This window comes from Prauserella oleivorans, assembly GCF_042685745.1.
GTDB classification, from domain to species: Bacteria; Actinomycetota; Actinomycetes; order Mycobacteriales; family Pseudonocardiaceae; genus Prauserella_A; species Prauserella_A oleivorans.
Window position 1 is genome coordinate 4,666,365 of record NZ_JBHUNT010000001.1, and the last position, 14,109, is coordinate 4,680,473.

Below are 14,109 nucleotides of genomic sequence, written 5' to 3' on the forward strand. Positions count from 1 at the left end.
GGCACAGTGCCACGGGACACCGACAGAATCGACCCGATTGACGCACGGCCGCCCTCCCCGCGAGGTCGGCGGGAAGGGCGGCCGGGACGGGTGGGCTCAGAGGTTGGGGAACCAGAGCTTCAGCTCGCGCTCGGCCGACTCCGGCGAGTCCGAACCGTGCACGAGGTTGAACTGGGTCTCCAGGGCGAAGTCGCCGCGGATGGTGCCCGGCGTGGCCTTCTCGACCGGGTCGGTGCCGCCGGCGAGCTGACGGAACGCGGTGATGGCGCGCGGCCCCTCGACCGCGATGGCCACGACCGGGCCGGAGGTGATGAACTCCAGCAGGTCGCCGAAGAACGGCTTGTCCTTGTGTTCGGCGTAGTGCTCCTCGGCCACCGAGCGCTCGACGGTGCGCAGGTCCATCGCGGCGAGCGAGAGTCCCTTGCGCTCGATGCGCGAGATGACCTCGCCGACGAGGCCCCGCTTGACGCCATCGGGCTTGACCAGAACCAGCGTGCGCTCACTCACGGGGTGTTACTCCTTCATTAAGCGTTGTCGCGCAGAGCCTATCGGCCGCATGCGGGCCGCCTCGCCTGGGCCGACCGACCGACCGATACGACACCGGCTCAGTGAATCGACTGATGCCGGCACCGCTGCCCGTCTGCCACCGTCACGGGCAGGGGCTACGCCTCGACGGCCCTGGCCCTCACCATCCGTCACCGGACGAAATGGAGCACGTATGAGCACCGTCGCACTGGCCGCGTCCACGATTCCCGCGACCGCACGGGGCCCGCTCGGCCCCCTGGCCGAGGGGGATGCCGGAGCCGACGTCATCACCCCCGTCGTCGTCACCGGGATCGGCCTCATCGGCACCACCGATGTCGCGACCATCGGCGGCGTCGCGTCGTCGGTGGTCGGCCCGGCGATCGAGGTCCGTGAGCACGCCTCGGTGACCGAGCTGGTCAGCGCCCGTTCGCGCGCGATCTCCGGCTGAGCACGATGACCGGCAGTGGCGCGGTCGCCCGAGCAGTCCGCGGCCGGATTCCGGGGAGGTGCCGGTGACCGCGCTGCTGCGGGTCGACGACGACTTCGTCCGGGACCCCTTCCCGCGCTTCGACGAGCTGCGGGCGCAAGGGCCGGTGCACGTCCTGCGCACGAGGGACGGGGCCCGCTACTGGCTCGTCGTCGGGTCCGAGGAGATTCGCTCCGGCCTCCGTGACACCCGGCTGTCCAAGGATCCCGATCTGCTCGCCGCGGCTCGCGTACGCCAGCGCTGCGAGCACGGCGTCGTGGACGGCCCCGCCGCGGAGGCAGCGCTGCGTGAGCTGACGTCGTTCCTGCGCTCGTTCACCTACGAGGTGCGCGAGGTCGTGAAGGAAACGCTCTCCGGCCGCCATGCCGCACGGCATGCACCGCGGGTCGCCGCCATCGCCGACGAGCTCCTCGACGGCCTCGCGGCAGTGTCCGGACCGGTGGATCTGGTGGCGTCCTACAGCATGCCGTTCGCGACCCGGGTGTCCGGCAGCCTGCTCGGCGTCGCCCCCGACGAGCTGGCCGAGTTCGGTGCGCGGGTGTCGGCGTGGCTCGGGTCAGACTCGGCCGAGGCGCGAGCCACCGCTCGGCGACGCGTGTCCGCGCTGCTCGACGAGCTCATCGCGGCGAGGTGCGGGCGGGAGGCCGACGACGTCGTGTCCGCACTGGTCGGCAAGGCCGGCACGGCCGGTCGCGAGTCGCTGGTGCGGGCGTGCCTGATCTTCGTCATGATCACGGTGGAGACGGTCGTCAGCTTCCTGGCGACCGCGGTGCACGCCCTCCTGAGCCACCCCGAGCAGCTCCGGCTGCTGCGGGACGAGCCGGAACGCACGGGCGCCGCGATCGACGAGCTCCTCCGCTTCACCGGGCCGCACAACGTGAGCGCGCAACGCTGTGCCACCGAGGACCTCGAGCTGGGTGGTCAGCACATCGCCGAGGGTGACCTGGTGGTCTTCGCGCTCGGCGCCGCCAACCACGACGCGGCCACCTACCCCGACCCGCACCGCCTCGACCTGGACCGGGACGCCACCGGGCATCTCGCGTTCGGCGCGGGCAGGCACTACTGCCCCGGCACGCACCAGGCGCGCAGCGCCCTGGCGACCGGAATCGCGGCGCTGCTGCGCCGCTACCCCGGCCTTAGGCTCGCGGTGCCCGCCGGCGAGGTGTCGTGGGTGCCGTCCGAATTGCTCCGCTCGGTGCGGGCACTTCCCGTCCACCTCGCCGGCGGCTGACGGCCTACTCCGGGCGCAGCGTGGTCGACCACAGCGCGGCGCCCGTGCCGTCGCGCAGGTCGACCGTGAGCTCGCCGCTCGCACCGTCGACGTTGAGCTCCCCGAAGTGCTGGTAGCCCTCCATCGGGGACGCCCCGGGCTGCGGGGGCGTGTGCACGAACACGGCCTTCGGCCCGAACGTCGGGTCGAGGTCGTTGGGGCCGAACGCGCCCGCGTGCAGCGGACCCGACACGAACTCCCAGAACGGCTCGAAGTCGGTGAACGTGGCGCGCTCCGGCGCGTAGTGGTGCGCGGCGGTGTAGTGCACGTCGGCGGTCAGCCAGACGACGTTGCGCACCCGGCGCCGCGCGAGCTCCGACAGCACCCAGGCCAGCTCGTTCTCCCGGCCGCCCGGTGCGCCCGGCAGACCGTTCGCGACGCCTTCGATGTGGTCGCCGTCCGGCACGACGACCCCGATCGGCAGGTCGGCCTGGACGATCTTCCACGTCGCCGTGCTGCGCGCGAGACCGCGCACCAGCCAGCTCGCCTGCCGGGCGCCGAGCACGGTGCCCCGGCCGGCCGGATCGGCGTCGTTGCGGTCCTTGTAGCTGCGCATGTCGAGGACGAACACCTCGACGTGCTCGCCGTAGCGGAAGCTTCGGTAGACCCGCCCGTCGACGGCCGCCTTCGCGTCGATCGGGTGCCACTCGTGGAACGCCCGGAACGCGCGGGCGGCGAGCACGTCGACGCGCTTCTCCGTGTACTGCGGGAGATCGAGGATCTCGCCGGGGTACCAGTTGTTGGTGACCTCGTGGTCGTCCCACTGCACGTAGCTCGGCACGGCCGCGTTGAAGGCACGCACGTTGTCGTCGAGCAGGCTGTAGGCGAACTGGCCCCGGTACTCGTCCAGGGTCTCGGCGACCTTCGACTTCTCCGGGGTCACGAGGTTGCGCCAGGTCCGCCCGTCGGGCAACACGACCGTCTCGGTGAGCGGGCCGTCGGCGTACACGGTGTCGCCGCAGTGCAGGAACAGGTCGGGACGGCGCTCGGCCATCGCGGCGAACGCGGTCATGCCGCCGATGTCGGGGTTGATGCCCCAGCCCTGGCCCGCCACGTCGCCGGACCACACGAGCCGCACGTCGTCGCGGCCCTCCGGGGCCGTGCGGAACCGGCCGGTGACCGGCGCGCCGGCGACCCGGCCGTCCAGGTCCTCGGCGGTGACGCGGTAGTGCACCTCGGTGCCCGCGGGCAGGCCGCGCAGCCGGACCTTGCCGGTACCGCCCGTCTCGGGGGTGAGCAGCGGTCCGCGCACGGTCCGCGCCCGCCGGAAGGACGGGTCGGTGGAGATCTCCACGAGCATGCGGGACGGCCGGTCGGCACGGGTCCACACGATGGCGGAGTTCCGGCTGACGTCACCGGACTGGACGCCGTGCGTGAGGACGGGGCGGCCGGACCGGACCAGGGCGGCGGCGGTCCCGCCGGTGAGTGCGCCCGCGGCCAGCACACCGGTGCCGACGAGACCGGCCTTGAGCAGGCGGCGCCGGTGCAGGGGTGGAAGTTGGCTCATACCGGTACTTCTATCGGGTGACGGGGACCGGGCGGTCAACGTGGCCTTGCCAATGGGTGAACGTCGACAGCGGACGCGCGATCGTCCACATTCGCATTTTCGCCCGAACGCAGGCGCGCGCTGTGATGTCCGAACCACGGCACCGTGTTACGACTGATCGGTCAAATCGTGAATTCCCGTTGTTCGACGGATCGGGCTTCCGTCGAGGGAATGTCCGGTCCAATTCCGGAATGCCGTCCAGGCCTCGGCCGGGCGGTTTCCTTTTCGCCCGATCCGGCCGATTCCGGACCGTGTCCTGTCGACCCGATGTGCAGCCGGAATCGATCTTCGTGCCGACAGAGGGGGCCCGATCATCGTGCCGGTAATGTCGATGCGCCACCGGTCCGGACCGGCGCGCACGGGAAGACGCGGCGCCGCCCGCCTGCTTGCCGTGGTCGCGGTCGCCTGCCTCGCCCTGACCACCCCGATGCCGGCCACCGTGGCGCAGCAGGAGAGCGAGCCGGCGACCGTCCGGGTGTACGTCGGCGACGTCCGCTCCGGCCCGGACACGATCGGACCGCTCGCGGGTGCGCGATTCGGCCTGTTCGCCACCAATCCCGGAGTGAGCCTCGACAGTCACGACGGCTTCACCGACGCGACCCCGATGTACTCGTGCACCTCCGGCGCGGACGGCTGGTGCACGTTCACCGTCCCCGTCGACGAGAGCCTGCCCGACTCGGGCCGGCTGTGGCTCGCGGCCACCGGCTCGGCGGGCGGCGAGTACGCCAACCCGCAGTGGCAGACCGGGCCGCTCAGCCCGAACAACCGGGACCCGCTGTACTCGCTGCGCCACGTGTTCCAGACGCCGGTGCTCCAGGCGGGCCAGACCTACGACTCGTATGGTCCGAACCGGAACTGGATCACCGATCCGGGGTTGGAGACCACCCCGCCGACCGCCGTCCCCGGCACCCAGAACTACTCGCGCCGGGTCGCCTCGGGTGGCGTCTTCCCGTTGTCCCGGCCGAACCCGGACCTGGCGACACAGTGCGGCCTCAGGATCGCACTCGTCGTGGACCTGTCGAGCTCGGTGGCTCCCTACGTGGAGGACCTCAAGGACGCCCTCGACGACTTCGTCACCGCGCTGCGCGGCACCCCGTCCCAGGCCGCGTTGTTCACCTTCGGCACCGACTCCCCCGCGAACGGCTACGGGGCGAACACCTCGCTGTTGCCCGTCGCCACCAACGGCGACAACAAGACCTTCCGCGATCTGTACGCCGGCTGGGAAACACCGCCGACGAACTGGACCAACTGGGACCGCGGTCTCGCCGCCGTCGCGGACGCCAACACAGCCGCAGGCGGGCAGCAGTTCGACATGGCCGTCGTGGTCACCGACGGCAACCCGACCGTCTACGGGCCGGAACCCACCCACACCGTCAACGGCCGCGAGGAAACGAAGGACCCGAACAGCGGATACACCCGGTTCCGCGAGCTCGGCAACGCCGTCGCCTCGGCCAACCTGGTCAAGAGCCAGGGCACGCGGATCATGGCGGTCGGCGTCGGCAACGGCGTGAGCGGCGACGCGTCGTACAACCTGCGCGCCATCTCCGGCCGCGACGCCTACGACGGCACCAACCTCGACGAGGCCGACTACCTCCAGCAGGCCGACTACGCGGACGCGGGCGAGGCCCTGCGCAGGCTCGTGCTCGGCAGCTGTGCGCCGTCGGTGTCGGTGATCAAGCAGATCGTGCCGCACGGCGATCTCGACGACGGCACCATCGACGCGCCCTACACGCCCACGGATCCGTGGACGTTCACGGCGACGCCCACCGGCGACGCGACCGTCACGCCCACGACGGCGACCACGGACCCGCAGACCGGCGCACTGAACTTCGACATGGCGTTCGACACCGGTCCGCAGGGCCTGCACATCGCCGAGACACCACAGGAGGGGTACACCGCCCTGCCGGAGCACACCACGTGTGTCAACAAGACCTCGGGTGACGACGAGCCGGTGACTCCGGACCCGGACCCGGAGAATCCGGGTGCCTTCACCGTCGACGTCGGCCTGGAGGACGCGATCTCGTGCACCGTCTACAACCAGGCGCCCGACTTCGACCAGGCGTCGGTGACCGTGAACAAGCGGTGGAAGGTCACGACCGTCACCGGTCCGGACGGGGAGACCACGACGGCGGAGTACGAGCACGGGAAGCAACCCACCGGGCTCGAGGCGAGCCTCGAACTCGACGGTCCGGGCGGCGCGGAGTCGAGTTCCCAGCCGTGGGGTCAGCCACGTGACGGCTACGACGCCGTCGACGACGGGTCGGTCGGCGTCACCGAGGACGTGACCATCACACCGCCGGGCTGCGAGCTCACCGGGGCCGACATCGACGGCACGGACCTCACCCCCGGGACGGCGACCGAGATGGATCTCCGGCCGGGCGCGAACGAGTGGACCATCACCAACGAGGTCGAGTGCCGCAGCCACCTGACCCTGCGCAAGGAGATCGGCGCAGGCGGGCAGGCGGATCCGCAGTGGTGGACGCTTCAGGCGCACGGGCCGGACGACGCGCTGCCCGGTCCGACCGGCCGGGTCGAGACGGCGCCGACCCTCGTGACCCCGGAAGTCATCTACCAGCTCGCCGAGGTCGCCGACGAGCCCGGCGGCGACGTGCCGCACGACGTGCTCCACTACGCGCAGAACGACCAGCGCACCCGCCCGCTTCATTTCCCGTTGTCGACAGGATCGTGGGGATGCCACGTCGTCGGGGAGGACTCGGGTGGCGCGTTCTCGACCGATATCGAGGGCGCCATCGCCGTGCCGCTGGGCCAGGACGTCGTGTGCACCGCGGTGAACCAGACCGCGTGGCTCGACGTCGTGAAGCAGGTCGAGGGTGGTGACGCGAAGCCGGGCGACTTCACGCTGCGGGTCAGCCCGGTCGGGCCCGCACCACCGGGTGCCCACGAGCACGACATCGCCGGCGCACCGGAGCCGGGCAACCAGCTCACCGTGCGGCCCCGGCAGGACTACGCGATCAGTGAGGTCTCCGGGCCCGACGGCTACCGGCTCACGGGCATCACCTGTACCGCCGGTGAGCGGGAGCTCGACCCCGAGCGGTTCGCACTGGAGTTCGGCGGCACCGCGACCTGCGTGGCCACCAACCGGCGGCTCTCCGAGCTCGCGGTCGAGAAGCGGGACGCCGCCGACCGGAGCGTGCTGCCGGGCGCGGGCTTCGACCTGTACAGCGACACCGACGGCGACGGCGACGGCGGGGCAGGCCTCACCGACGACGCGCCCGATCCCGACGACACGCTGATCGACTCGTGCACGACCGGCGAGGACGGCCGCTGCTCGATCGGCGAACTGGACTTCGTATCCTACTACTGGTTCGAGAACACGGCTCCGGAGGGCTACCGGCTGCCGGCCGACCGCACGAGCGACATCATCACCATCGACGAGAACAACGCCGGTGACCCGCACACGACCACGTTCACCGACAGCAAGGAACCGTCACCTCCGCCCACGGAACCCACGGAGCCGGAGCCGACCACGCCGACGGAACCCACCGGCCCGGGCGTGCCGGACGGTCCCGACGAGCCGGGGCATCCGGGGGCTCCCGACGGGCCGGATCAGCCGGATGGCGGCGACGGGGATCAGGGCACCCTGCCCGGCACCGGCGCCGACATCGGCGTTCCGCTCGCCCTCGGGATCGTGTTCCTGCTCGCGGGCGCGACGGTGCTGGCTCTCGTCCGCCGTGCGCGGTCCTGACCGGGACCGGCTGCCCTCCGCCGCCGTGCTCCGGACGGCACCCGCGCGGGTCCGCTGCTCCCGGCGGGAAGGTCCGGCCGGGTCAGCCTTGCTGCTGGCTCGGCAGCCGGCCCTGGGCCATGCGGCGCGCCACGTCGCGGCGCAGCCACATGAGCCACAGCCACACGGCGATGAACACGACCCCGATCACGGCGATAGCGGGCAGCGCCACGACGAACGCCAGGAGTCCGGCGTGCAGCGCGAGGATCACCCAGCTCGCCCACGGCCTGCGCAGCATCCCGCACAGGGCGAGCAGGGCCACCGCGATCGCGATGATCGTCCAGCCCTGCACGCTGGTGATACCGCTGCCCAGTGTCGCGACGACCGGCAGCGCCAGTCCCACGACGATGGCCTCGATGACGAGCGTGCCGGCCTGCACTCCGCGGAAGCCCTTCATCGGGTCCTTCGCCGGGGCGGGCGGTTGCTGTCCGGTGTCGTCACTCATGTCCGGCTCCTCCCCGGCTTCGGCGGTTCGTGCGCTGTTCATGCCGGTTCCCTGCCGAACAGCGTGCGGGCCTCGCCCACCGTGACAACGGATCCGGTGACGAGCACGCCTCCGCCGGCGAGCGGTTCCTCAGGGTCGTCGGGTTGTTCGACGAGTGCGACGGCCGTCTCGATGGCGGCGTCGAGGTGCGGTTCGACGGTGACCCGTTCCTCGCCGAAGACGTCGGTGGCGAGCTCGGCCAACTCCTCGACGGGCATCGCGCGCGGCGAGGCGTTGCGCGTCACGACGATCTCGGACACCACGGGCTCGAGCGCCTCGAGAATGCCCCGTGCGTCCTTCTCCCGGAGCACACCCACGACAGCGGCGAGCCTGCGGAACGCGAACTCCTCGTCGATGGTCTTGGCGAGCGCGGCGGCGCCGTGCGGGTTGTGGGCGGCGTCCAGCAGAACCGCCGGGGCGGCGCGGACCCGCTCGAGCCTGCCGGGCGTCTGGATCTCGGCGAACGCCTCGCGCACGGCTTCCGGCACCAGTTGCCGGTCCTTGCCCGCGCCGAAGAACGCCTCGACGGCGGCCAGCGCGAGGGCCGCGTTGGCGGCCTGGTGGGCACCGTGCAGCGGCAGGAAGATTTCCTCGTACACGCCGCCGAGGCCCTGCAGTTTGAGCAACTGCCCGCCAACGGCAATGGTCCGTTCGAGCACGCCGAACTCGCTGCCCGCCCTGGCGACGGTGGCGTCCACCTCGACGGTGCGTTCCAGCAGGACGCGTTCGGCGTCGGGCTCCTGCTCGGCGAGAATGGCGACCGCGCCGGGCTTGATGATCCCGGCCTTCTCCCGGGCGATGGTGGCGCGATCGTTGCCGAGGTACTCGGCATGGTCGATGCCGATCGGGGTGATGACGGCGACCTGCCCGTCGGCGACGTTCGTGGCGTCCCACGAGCCACCCATGCCGGTCTCGAGGACGGCCACCTCGACCGGCGCGTCGGCGAAGGCGGCGAAGGCCATGCCGGTGAGCACCTCGAACTTGCTCATCGCCGGATCGTCCGGTCCCGCCGCTCGGTCGACCATCTGCACGAACGGCGCCACGTCGCGGTAGGTGTCCACGTACTTCTCCGCCGAGATCGGCGCGCCGTCGATACTGATGCGCTCCGTCACCAGCTGCAGGTGCGGGCTGGTGTAGCGGCCGACGCGCAGGCCCATGCGGGTCAGCAGGGCCTCGATCATGCGGGTGGTGGAGCTCTTGCCGTTGGTGCCCGCGACGTGCACCACCGGGTAGGTCTTCTGCGGGTCGCCGAGCAGGTTGAGCAGCGCCGTGATGCGCGTCAGCGACGGCGCGATCTTGGTCTCCGGCCAGCGTTCGTTGAGCTCGGCCTCGACGATCTGCAACTCGCGGCGGGCCTGCGCCTCGATGGCCGCCTCGTCCGCTTCCGGGACGGGCTCCGGTTCGTCCGGCAACGGACCGGCGATGAAGTTGTCGCCCTCGGTGAGCTCGGGCGGAAACTCCTGGTCGTCGGACGGCACACGCACTCCCAACTGGTCTGACTGACCCGTCGAGTCTACGTCCGCGTCACGGGGGTCACCGCGTGCCCTTCGACCACGATTGGGGCGGCAAACCGGCAACCCCGAATCCGGTACCCCACCGCCGACAACGGCAAGGACCTGCCTGCCGACGCGAACGGCGAACACAGCGACCGAAACAGCCGACACGGCAACGCAGACGGCGGACACGGCTACGCAGACGGCAGGCACGGTTGCGGGAGCCGCCCACCCGGCGGCCGGCGAGGGCCGGGCGCCGGGCGGGAGCGACGCTTCGGCAAGCCTCCGCAACCCGGCAAGCAAGCCGGCCTCGCCGGGGCGCTACGCCTGGCCACCCCCGAGCAGTCGTTGCCGCACCGCCTCGTCCGTCGCCGCCCGGGCGAGGGTCAGTGCCAGCGCCTGGGCTCCCTGCACCACGGCGGTGTCGGCGGCGGGCGTGATGGCGGCCGCGGCGAACTCGGCCTGGTGGTTGACGGCCGGCAGCGAGTCGATGCCGATGTAGGGGTGGATGGCGGGAATCACCTGGCTGACGTTCCCGAGATCGGTGGACGCACGGTTCATCCGCGAATCGGGGCCGGTGCCGAACGTTCGGCCGAGTTCCCGCGCGGCCGTCTCGTACAGTTCCGTGAGCTCGGCGTCGTTGCGGAAGCTCGCGTACGGCTTGCTCTCCGGCTCGACCGACAGCTCACACCCGGTGGCCACCGCGCCCGCGTCGAAGCACCGCCGGACCCGCTCCTCCACGGCCGCCAGCTCGCTGAGATCCGATGCGCGGACGTACCAGCGGCCCTCGGCGTACGCGGGGATCGCGTTGGGCGCGTCTCCCGCGCGGGTGACCACACCGTGCACGCGCGTGCCCGCGGGCAGCTGCTGGCGCAGCAACCCGATGGCGACCTGCGCGACGGTGAACGCGTCAGCGGCGTTGACGCCCCGCTCGGGGTAGGCGGCGGCGTGGGCCGCCGTGCCCCGGTAGGCGATCCGTGAGTGCGACACCGCATACGGCTCGGCCTTCGCCACGTCCACCGGCCCGGGGTGCACGAGCGCGGCGACATGCATGCCGGCGAAGGCGCCCCGGTCGAGTAGTTCGATCTTGCCACCTCCGCCTTCCTCCGCGGGGGTGCCGAGCACGTGCACGGTCAGGCCGAGGTCGTCGGCAAGCCGCGCCAGCGCCATGCCGGCACCGGACGAGATCGCCGCGATGACGTTGTGCCCGCACGCGTGCCCGAGTCCGGGCAGTGCGTCGTACTCGGCACACAACGCCACGTGCAACGGCCCGCTCCCGGCGCTCGCGCGGAACGCCGTGTCCAGACCCAGGTAGCGGCTTTCGACGGTGAAGCCCGCGTCGGCGAGTTCACCCGCGACCCGGGCGCTCGACCAGACCTCCTCCCACGCCACCTCCGGATGCGCGTGCAGGTCGTGGGACAGGGCGATGAGGCGGGCGGCGTCGTGCTCGACGGCGCGGCACAGCGTCGGGGTGACGGTCACAGGTCCCCCGGAACGCCGTAGGAGGGGGCGAGCGTGGGGTCGAGCCCGCGAATCCGGTAGTCCGCTTTCTGCGGTGCCCAGAGTTCCCAGAGCCTGCGCAGGTCGGCCACGGGGTCGTCGGAGTCGTCGACGCGCAGGTCGGTCACATTCCATGCCACGTCCTCCGCCACGACGACGCCCGCCGAGCGCACCGGTCCTTCCTCGCCGCCCGCCCGCACGGCGGCGGCGAAGCCGTCGAGCAGCCGCGCCTCGAACGCCTCCGCCGAGCTGGTGAGGTAGCCGTCGAGCATCACGGCGGCCACCTCCTCGCTCTTGAGGAGATTGCCCGCCACCACCGCGCCGTCGCCGAACACGGCGGTGTGTGTGCCGAGTGTCCTGGCCCCGGAGTGCGCGGCCGTCTCGCCGGTCGCCGACACGGCGGTGAGCTGGCGGTAGTCGGGGTAGGAGTCGGCGGCGACCATGGCTTCGACGGCCTGGTCCGCGCTCGCGCCGCCCGCGAGCGCGTCGAGTCCCACCGTGCCGAGCACGGGGTTGGTGACGTTCTGCGAGGCGACCGCCCCGACGCCGGCGCGCACATGCGCGCACCGGGCGGCGACGGCCGGGCTCGACGAGCTGACCACGATGCCGAAGGCACCGGTGGCGGGATCCCGCGCGGCGAGCGAGAACGTCATGCGCCCTCGCCTCCGCTGATGACGGCGGTCGCGTCGATCTCCACCACCCATTCGGGCCGCGCCAGCGCGTCGACGACGATGCCGGTGGACACCGGGTACACGCCCTTGAGCCACTTCCCCATCTCGCGGTACACGGGTTCGCGATAGCGGATGTCGGTGAGGTAGACGACGATCTTGACGATGTCGCACAGGCCGCTGCCCGCCTCCTCGAGGAGCTGCTTGATGTTCGCCATCGCCTTGCGGGTCTGTTCGGTGGCGTCACCGATGCCGACGCTCTCGCGCGTGTCGAGGTCCTGGCCGATCTGCCCGCGCAGGTACACCACTCCCCCGGCGACGACTGCCTGGCAGAGGTCGTTGTCGAGGTTCTGTTCGGGATAGGTGTCAGCGGTGTTGAACGGGCGGATGCGCGTGTGCGTGGGGCCAGTCGACGGCACGGTCATGCCTGATCTCCTTTGCTGGTGAGAACCTTGTCGGACAGACCGGCGACCGAGCGGACCAGGTCGAGCGGGCCTGCGTAGTCGAAGTTGTGGTACACGGCGGCCAGGTGCGCGAACGGCGGCGCCTGCGCGAAGAGCTGGAACGTCAGCCGGTGCCCGGCGTAGTCGCTGTTGAGCAGATCCCGCGCGAGGGCAAGGAGTTTGCGCCGGTCGTCGGCGACCCAGTTCTCGTTGATCGAGTAGAACTTGCCGAGCCAGCCCGCCGTGGCCGGGTTCTCGAACGCCGCGGCGTCCGGCGTGATGCAGATCTGGCCGCCGCACAGCTCACGCGCCAGGTGCATCATCTCGGCCAGCGGGCTCAGCGCGGCCACCCGCCCGGTGTAGAGCAGGGACTGGTTGGGCATCAGCAGCCCGCCCGGACTCGGCTCGGCCATCGCGATCGCGGCCGTGAGGTGGGCGTTGATGGTCTCCCGGTAACACGCCAGCATCGCGAGCTTCTCCTGCACGGCCTGCTGCCGCTCGAGCCCGGTCTGTTTCACGTTCCACAGCGCCGCACCGATCAACAGATCGGCGAACCGCAACGTCCGCTGCACATAAGCGAAAGCGCTGTAACGGTGCAATGTGGACCGGATGTACGACGCCGCCCGAGTGTGCCGATAGAACAGCACCTTCTCCCACGGAATCTCGACGTCGTCGAAGATCACCATCGACTCGACCTCGTCCACCCGGTTCGCCAGCGGGTAGTCGGTAGCGGGTGCGCGGCCGGCGAACCCGCTGCGGCAGATGAACTTCAGGCCGGGCGCGCCCATGTCGAGGATGAATCCGACGGCGTAGTCGGACATCTCGTCCGTGCCCCAGTTGGCGATGGTCGGCTTCGTGAAGGCCTGGTTCGCATACGCCGCCGCCGTCTCGTACTTGGCGCCGCGGACGACGATGCCGTTGTCGGTCTCCCGCACCACGTGCAGGAGCATGTCGGGGTCCTGGTCCTGCGGCGCGCGCGACCGGTCGCCCTTGGGGTCGGTGTTGGCCGAGACGTGGAACGGGTCGTCGCGCATGGCGTCCTGGATGGCCGTGCGGATGTTCGCGGAGAACCGGGGGTCGACCTCGTTGAGCACGTCCTGGCCGTCGTAGAGCGACCACATCTCACCGATCGTCTCGTCGCCGACGCGCGTGACGACGCCGCCGGCGTGATCGAGCACGAGGTCGGTCGCCCGGCGCTTATCCCACCAGTCCTGCTGGGTGCGCGGCAGCCGGTTGGCGATGCAGTTGAGCTCCCCGGTCTCGGGATCGGTGTAGGTCATGACGTCGCGGGTCTCGGCAGCGTGCGCCATGTCGTAGATGTGGGCGCGGATGTCGACGATCGGTTTGAACGCCGGGTGGCTGGTGACGTCGTGGACGCGCTCGTTGCCCATCCAGACCTCCCTGCCGTCACGAATGGACTCCCGGTAGTCGTCGCCGGTTCGGATCATGCTGACGTGCTCCTCGTGGGGACTGCGGTGGCGTGGGCGAGCACGCCCAGCGCCGTCGGCTGGTGAAAGGTGTGGTCGGCGTGGACGAGCGGCGGGCCGGTGCCGGTGTGGGTGTGGGTCGCGGTCACCGCACCGAGGTACTCGTCGTGAGATCCGGCGGGCACCACGCGATCGGGCACGCACTCGAACGAGACAGGCGCGTCGAGCAGGCGCGGCGCATCCGCCGAGGCGGTGTCCCACTCGCCGCACCCGGAGTCCCAGGCGCGGTGTCCCGGCCACGGCCTGCCCGCGAACGAGTCGGCGACATGGCGGTGCCGGGTGGCGAGCACGTTGACGCGGAAGGTGCCGCTGTGCCGCAGCAGCTCGTTACTCACCACCCTCACCGCGGTGGCGAGCGTGCCGACCGCGTGCCGGAATTCGCACGTGTGGAAGCTCTGCACCCGGCAACGGTCACCCGGCTCGGGTCGATCTGTAAAACAATGACTTGCGATCACGGTCAT

At 71.2% G+C, this 14,109-nt stretch carries 12 protein-coding genes; 3 read left to right on the top strand and 9 right to left on the bottom strand.

The features are described 5' to 3' along the window. Positions 1-96: 96 nt before the first annotated feature. On the bottom strand, positions 97-507 hold the full coding sequence (gene ndk, locus ACFSZT_RS22930; RefSeq protein WP_377386789.1) for a nucleoside-diphosphate kinase: 411 nt from the start codon (positions 505-507) through the stop codon (positions 97-99). Between the two features lie 211 nt (positions 508-718). Here ndk and ACFSZT_RS22935 point away from each other — a divergent pair, with 211 nt between their 5' ends. Further along, positions 719-973, top strand: coding sequence for a hypothetical protein (locus ACFSZT_RS22935; RefSeq protein ID WP_377386792.1), 255 nt, complete (start codon positions 719-721; stop codon positions 971-973). Between the two features lie 64 nt (positions 974-1,037). Next, a complete protein-coding gene (locus ACFSZT_RS22940) occupies positions 1,038-2,243 on the top strand; it encodes a cytochrome P450 (RefSeq protein WP_377386794.1) in 1,206 nt (401 codons plus the stop codon). Positions 2,244-2,247: 4 nt separating this feature from the next. On the opposite strand, the gene ACFSZT_RS22945 is transcribed toward ACFSZT_RS22940, so the two are convergent. After that, complete coding sequence (locus ACFSZT_RS22945) at positions 2,248-3,789, bottom strand: alkaline phosphatase D family protein (RefSeq protein WP_377386797.1); 1,542 nt, start codon at positions 3,787-3,789, stop codon at positions 2,248-2,250. A gap of 364 nt (positions 3,790-4,153) precedes the next feature. On the opposite strand from ACFSZT_RS22945, the gene ACFSZT_RS22950 reads away from it, so the two are divergent. After that, positions 4,154-7,534 carry a SpaA isopeptide-forming pilin-related protein gene (locus tag ACFSZT_RS22950; RefSeq protein WP_377386800.1) on the top strand — a complete coding sequence of 1,127 codons (3,381 nt, stop codon included), beginning with the start codon at positions 4,154-4,156 and terminating at the stop codon, positions 7,532-7,534. An 82-nt stretch (positions 7,535-7,616) separates the two neighbouring features. Here ACFSZT_RS22950 and ACFSZT_RS22955 read toward each other — a convergent pair whose 3' ends face one another. The 7 genes from ACFSZT_RS22955 to ACFSZT_RS22985 form a co-directional block, all read right to left on the bottom strand. Next, entirely contained in the window at positions 7,617-8,018 is a 402-nt protein-coding gene (locus ACFSZT_RS22955; protein ID WP_377386803.1) for a DUF4233 domain-containing protein, read from the bottom strand. Between the two features lie 38 nt (positions 8,019-8,056). Then, positions 8,057-9,535 carry a bifunctional tetrahydrofolate synthase/dihydrofolate synthase gene (folC, locus tag ACFSZT_RS22960; protein WP_377386805.1) on the bottom strand — a complete coding sequence of 493 codons (1,479 nt, stop codon included), beginning with the start codon at positions 9,533-9,535 and terminating at the stop codon, positions 8,057-8,059. Between the two features lie 336 nt (positions 9,536-9,871). Continuing rightward, complete coding sequence (locus ACFSZT_RS22965; RefSeq protein ID WP_377386808.1) at positions 9,872-11,032, bottom strand: M20 family metallopeptidase; 1,161 nt, start codon at positions 11,030-11,032, stop codon at positions 9,872-9,874. Beyond that, positions 11,029-11,703, bottom strand: coding sequence for a DUF1028 domain-containing protein (locus ACFSZT_RS22970; protein WP_377386811.1), 675 nt, complete (start codon positions 11,701-11,703; stop codon positions 11,029-11,031). Before ACFSZT_RS22970 ends, ACFSZT_RS22965 begins: the two co-directional genes overlap by 4 nt. Continuing rightward, entirely contained in the window at positions 11,700-12,143 is a 444-nt protein-coding gene (locus ACFSZT_RS22975) for a RidA family protein (protein ID WP_377386814.1), read from the bottom strand. The genes ACFSZT_RS22970 and ACFSZT_RS22975 overlap by 4 nt, the downstream gene beginning before the upstream one ends. Beyond that, positions 12,140-13,609 (bottom strand): 4-hydroxyphenylacetate 3-hydroxylase family protein, encoded by a 1,470-nt coding sequence (locus ACFSZT_RS22980; RefSeq protein WP_377386817.1) that lies wholly within the window; start codon positions 13,607-13,609, stop codon positions 12,140-12,142. The genes ACFSZT_RS22975 and ACFSZT_RS22980 overlap by 4 nt, the downstream gene beginning before the upstream one ends. Continuing rightward, a complete protein-coding gene (locus ACFSZT_RS22985; protein ID WP_377386820.1) occupies positions 13,606-14,049 on the bottom strand; it encodes a flavin reductase family protein in 444 nt (147 codons plus the stop codon). The genes ACFSZT_RS22980 and ACFSZT_RS22985 overlap by 4 nt, the downstream gene beginning before the upstream one ends. Positions 14,050-14,109: the final 60 nt, after the last annotated feature.

What these genes read in the sequence shown, in the direction of transcription:
- ACFSZT_RS22955 (WP_377386803.1), bottom strand. Translation starts at nt 8,018, where the DNA reads ATGAGTGACGACACCGGACAGCAACCGCCCGCCCCGGCGAAGGACCCG.
- ACFSZT_RS22975 (WP_377386814.1), bottom strand. Translation starts at nt 12,143, where the DNA reads ATGACCGTGCCGTCGACTGGCCCCACGCACACGCGCATCCGCCCGTTC.
- ACFSZT_RS22945 (WP_377386797.1), bottom strand. Translation starts at nt 3,789, where the DNA reads ATGAGCCAACTTCCACCCCTGCACCGGCGCCGCCTGCTCAAGGCCGGT.
- ACFSZT_RS22980 (WP_377386817.1), bottom strand. Translation starts at nt 13,609, where the DNA reads ATGATCCGAACCGGCGACGACTACCGGGAGTCCATTCGTGACGGCAGG.
- ACFSZT_RS22935 (WP_377386792.1), top strand. Translation starts at nt 719, where the DNA reads ATGAGCACCGTCGCACTGGCCGCGTCCACGATTCCCGCGACCGCACGG.
- ACFSZT_RS22970 (WP_377386811.1), bottom strand. Translation starts at nt 11,703, where the DNA reads ATGACGTTCTCGCTCGCCGCGCGGGATCCCGCCACCGGTGCCTTCGGC.
- ACFSZT_RS22950 (WP_377386800.1), top strand. Translation starts at nt 4,154, where the DNA reads ATGTCGATGCGCCACCGGTCCGGACCGGCGCGCACGGGAAGACGCGGC.